This window comes from Fodinibius sp. (genome assembly GCF_041642155.1).
GTDB lineage: Bacteria > Bacteroidota > Rhodothermia > Balneolales > Balneolaceae > Fodinibius.
Genome location: NZ_JBEPWZ010000319.1, coordinates 1 through 3,276, shown reverse-complemented (window position 1 = coordinate 3,276; position 3,276 = coordinate 1). Strand labels below are relative to the sequence as shown.

At 47.2% G+C, this 3,276-nt stretch carries 4 protein-coding genes; all 4 read left to right on the top strand.

What is annotated here, in order from left to right:
- Positions 1–802, top strand: an 802-nt coding sequence (locus ACESLU_RS13360) for an esterase (RefSeq protein ID WP_372639127.1), incomplete at its 5' end; no start/stop codon positions are given.
- A gap of 29 nt (positions 803–831) precedes the next feature.
- Positions 832–1,722: an acetoacetate decarboxylase family protein gene (locus ACESLU_RS13355; protein WP_372639126.1), complete on the top strand. Its 891-nt coding sequence runs from the start codon at positions 832–834 to the stop codon at positions 1,720–1,722.
- Between the two features lie 20 nt (positions 1,723–1,742).
- Complete coding sequence (locus ACESLU_RS13350) at positions 1,743–2,231, top strand: hypothetical protein (protein ID WP_372639125.1); 489 nt, start codon at positions 1,743–1,745, stop codon at positions 2,229–2,231.
- 10 nt (positions 2,232–2,241) lie between these two features.
- Positions 2,242–2,655, top strand: coding sequence for a DUF4345 family protein (locus tag ACESLU_RS13345; RefSeq protein WP_372639124.1), 414 nt, complete (start codon positions 2,242–2,244; stop codon positions 2,653–2,655).
- Positions 2,656–3,276: the final 621 nt, after the last annotated feature.

Genomic DNA, 3,276 nt, shown 5'->3' with positions numbered 1-3,276 from the left:
TGAATTTGCTCCAAATGAATGGAATTTGGACCAGGCGGCCAAATATGATCATCCCGCAGCGGTATCCAAAGTTGCTGAGGAGACGGGATACGAGGAGATAAAGGCGATCATTCACTGCCAGGGATCCACGAGCTTTATGATGTCGGCTGTGGCCGGACTGGTGCCCCAGGTAACCACCATCATCAGCAATGCCGTCTCGCTGCACCCGGTCGTTCCCGATTGGTCCGTATACAAGTCAAGGTTTGCCCTTCCGGTTGTAGCACTCTTCACTAATTATCTCAATCCCCAATGGGGCAAGCAAGCGCCCTGGCTCTTTCCCAAAATTGTCCACAGTCTTGTCGAGATCACCCACAATGAATGCAAAAACGGGGTGTGCAAGGAAGTCAGTTTTACCTATGGCAGTGGATTTCCGGCCCTCTGGAGACATGAAAATCTGAATGAAGCTACGCACGAGTGGCTAAAAGATGAATTTGCCGAAGTTCCGGTCCGCTTTTTCAATCACATTAAAAAATGCATTGAGAAAGGGAACCTGGTCTCCCTGGAAGAGGATAACCAACTGCCGGGGGATTATATAGCCACTGAACCCCAAACGAAGGCAAGGCTTGCATTTTTTACCGGAGAAGAAAACCTTTGCTTTCTGCCCGAAAGTCAGATAAGGACCTACAACTATTTTAATCGCCGGGAACCGGGACGCCATGCGCTGCACAGCATTCCGGGCTACAGCCATCTCGATATATTTATGGGAAAAGATGCGGCTTCTGATGTATTTCCCCTAATCTCGCAAGAACTGGAAACGACCTAACATTACATAAATCTGCTGAAAAAATTATTATGATGGGAGTACCAAACCGAATTGAACGTTACCGGGACCGCCATGCATTGGTTGACGGCATCCCTTACATCCTGCCTGTAAACTGTGTGGACTCTCCCGCCCTGTTTGCAGGCTTCCAAATTAATGCAGATAAAGCAAAAAAATTTTTGCCGGGCAATGAATTACATCCCTTCAGACTATGGAATGGAAAAGGACTTCTGCTTATTACGGTGATCAATTACCTGGAAACAAGCATTGGCAAATACATCGAATTCAGTATTGCCATTGCCTGTACTCGTGGACACAAGCCCGCCCTTCCCCTGCTGCCGGGACTGTTTATGAGCCGGTACGGAACCGGACAGTATGTCATTGATCTGCCGGTGAGCTCCGAAATTTCGGTCAAAGGCGGTAAGGGTATATGGGGCATGCCCAAACACCAGGCCCATTTGGATTATAAGATCAGTGACAAGATTGTCAGCAGCCAGTATGAAAAAGACGGCCAGTTCGCCATGCGGATTGAGATCGACCGTCCCTCCAGGACCTGGATACCGCTTAACGTTGGCGCCACAAATTATTGCAAGTTTCGTAACATGCTGATGGCTTCCTATATCTACTTCAAAGGAAAAGCGGGATTAAATCTATTCGGGAGCGCTAATGCCAGGCTATACATCGGCGACCATCCCAAAACGGCCCCGCTGCGGGACCTCGAGATCGACCCCGATGCCTTTCTTACAATGTATATTCCCAGGGCCAACGGTATCCTCGATGATCATTTCGAAAGCTGGTTTTTGACATATGGCGAACCCCCGGCCCGGATGCCGGAAGGGATGGAAAGCGTAGTCGACCTGGGACTGGATGAAGAATGGCTGTCTCCGCCGTCGATCTCGGACTATGAGCACTTCAAAATATAATTGAAACGATTGACTACACGATGAAAAATGTACTGCTGAAGATCAACAAATCCTTTTTGTTTGCCTGTGTCTCCATGTACTTCGGCACCGGATGGTCACTGGTCTTTTTCTCCCTTCCGTCCGCCGACTCCCTGACTCCTGAAAATTATTACGAACAGTTTGTGCCGCCGATTAACCGGGCGACTGATTTTTTTACCGTTATGACGATACTGATGTTTCTGTCGGCCATAATCATCATCATCGAAGAATGGAAATCGTTCCGAAAATGGTATCCGATAGGAATTCTGACAGCGGTCATAGCGGCTACCATACTGACATCGGTTTTTATATTTCCTTACAACGAACAGTTGGCTGCGGGAATCACCAACCAGGGGGAGCTGCAACAGATCCTCAGTACCTGGCAAGACCTGCATCTTGTCCGCATGTTTTTTTGGACAGGAGAATGGGTGTTGATGCTGCTCTATTTTTTGAGTTACTTCCCCACCCCCAGAAGTCTAACCTATAAATAGCTACACCGGGATGAAGACCCTTAATTATTTTTTCTTTTATACCTATATTGGCCTGGTGATTCTGGCGGGATTCTGGGGCGCCTTCCTCGGGGCCGATTTAGACCACCAGCTCCTGCTCGGCCTCGATACCAGCGTACTGACTGATGAAACGCGGGCCAATGTTCTTACCCAGTACCGGTTTCTGCGGGCTATGGAACTGGGGTTTGGCCTGTTTGCTATTGTTTTTCGGAACGAAATTTTTACGGTTAAAAAATTCAATGCGCTCTTTCTGGTTATCATGCTGGCGGGAGTACTGGCGCGAATCGTTTCATTATTTGCTGACGGTTCGCCAAGCTGGATATTTTATTTTTTTATGATATATGAGGGAATTGGCGTTGTCATTATTTACCTGTATTCAAGAAAACCGCTGGAACAATCACCGTGAGAAGGGGTCTGCCGAACCGATTCGTCCTGTTGAAAACGTTTAACAGCAGACGGGATTTCGGTCAAAGCTTTATGGGCGGATATGGCTGGTTTCCGGTTCCATACGCCCTCTTATCATATTGTTTTAAAGTGTCAATCCCCGAATAAGATTGACCGTTGGTATTGATTGTAAGGGGCCTTTGAAAAACCAGTCCCGAAGCATTGGGAAATATCAAAGCCTGTGCGAATGCAAAACCAACCCATATAAGGCATATGAGAGGATGTTGAATGCACGAAAATCTGGAGATTGGCCAAAAGAACGGTTTTGCAAAGCGCTCTCTATTTTACATACGGCATGCATTACGACGGCTTTTATTGAATAGAAAATAGATGTAAGGAACAATCCTGAACGATGAAACTGTAGATGAAACTGTAGTCGGTCATATAACGAGATCCAAACCGGGGAACCTATGGCGTATAAAAATTATGTAAAAATATTCCTGAAAGTTATAGCGGTCATTACCATAATCAGCGGGTTGGTTCAAGCCGTTAACCCGGCCCTGGTCCTCGGCATGATTGATGGGGCCGTCCATCCGGCATCCAATCATTTCTTCGGTATTGTGGGCCTGTTCATGGTCTTGTT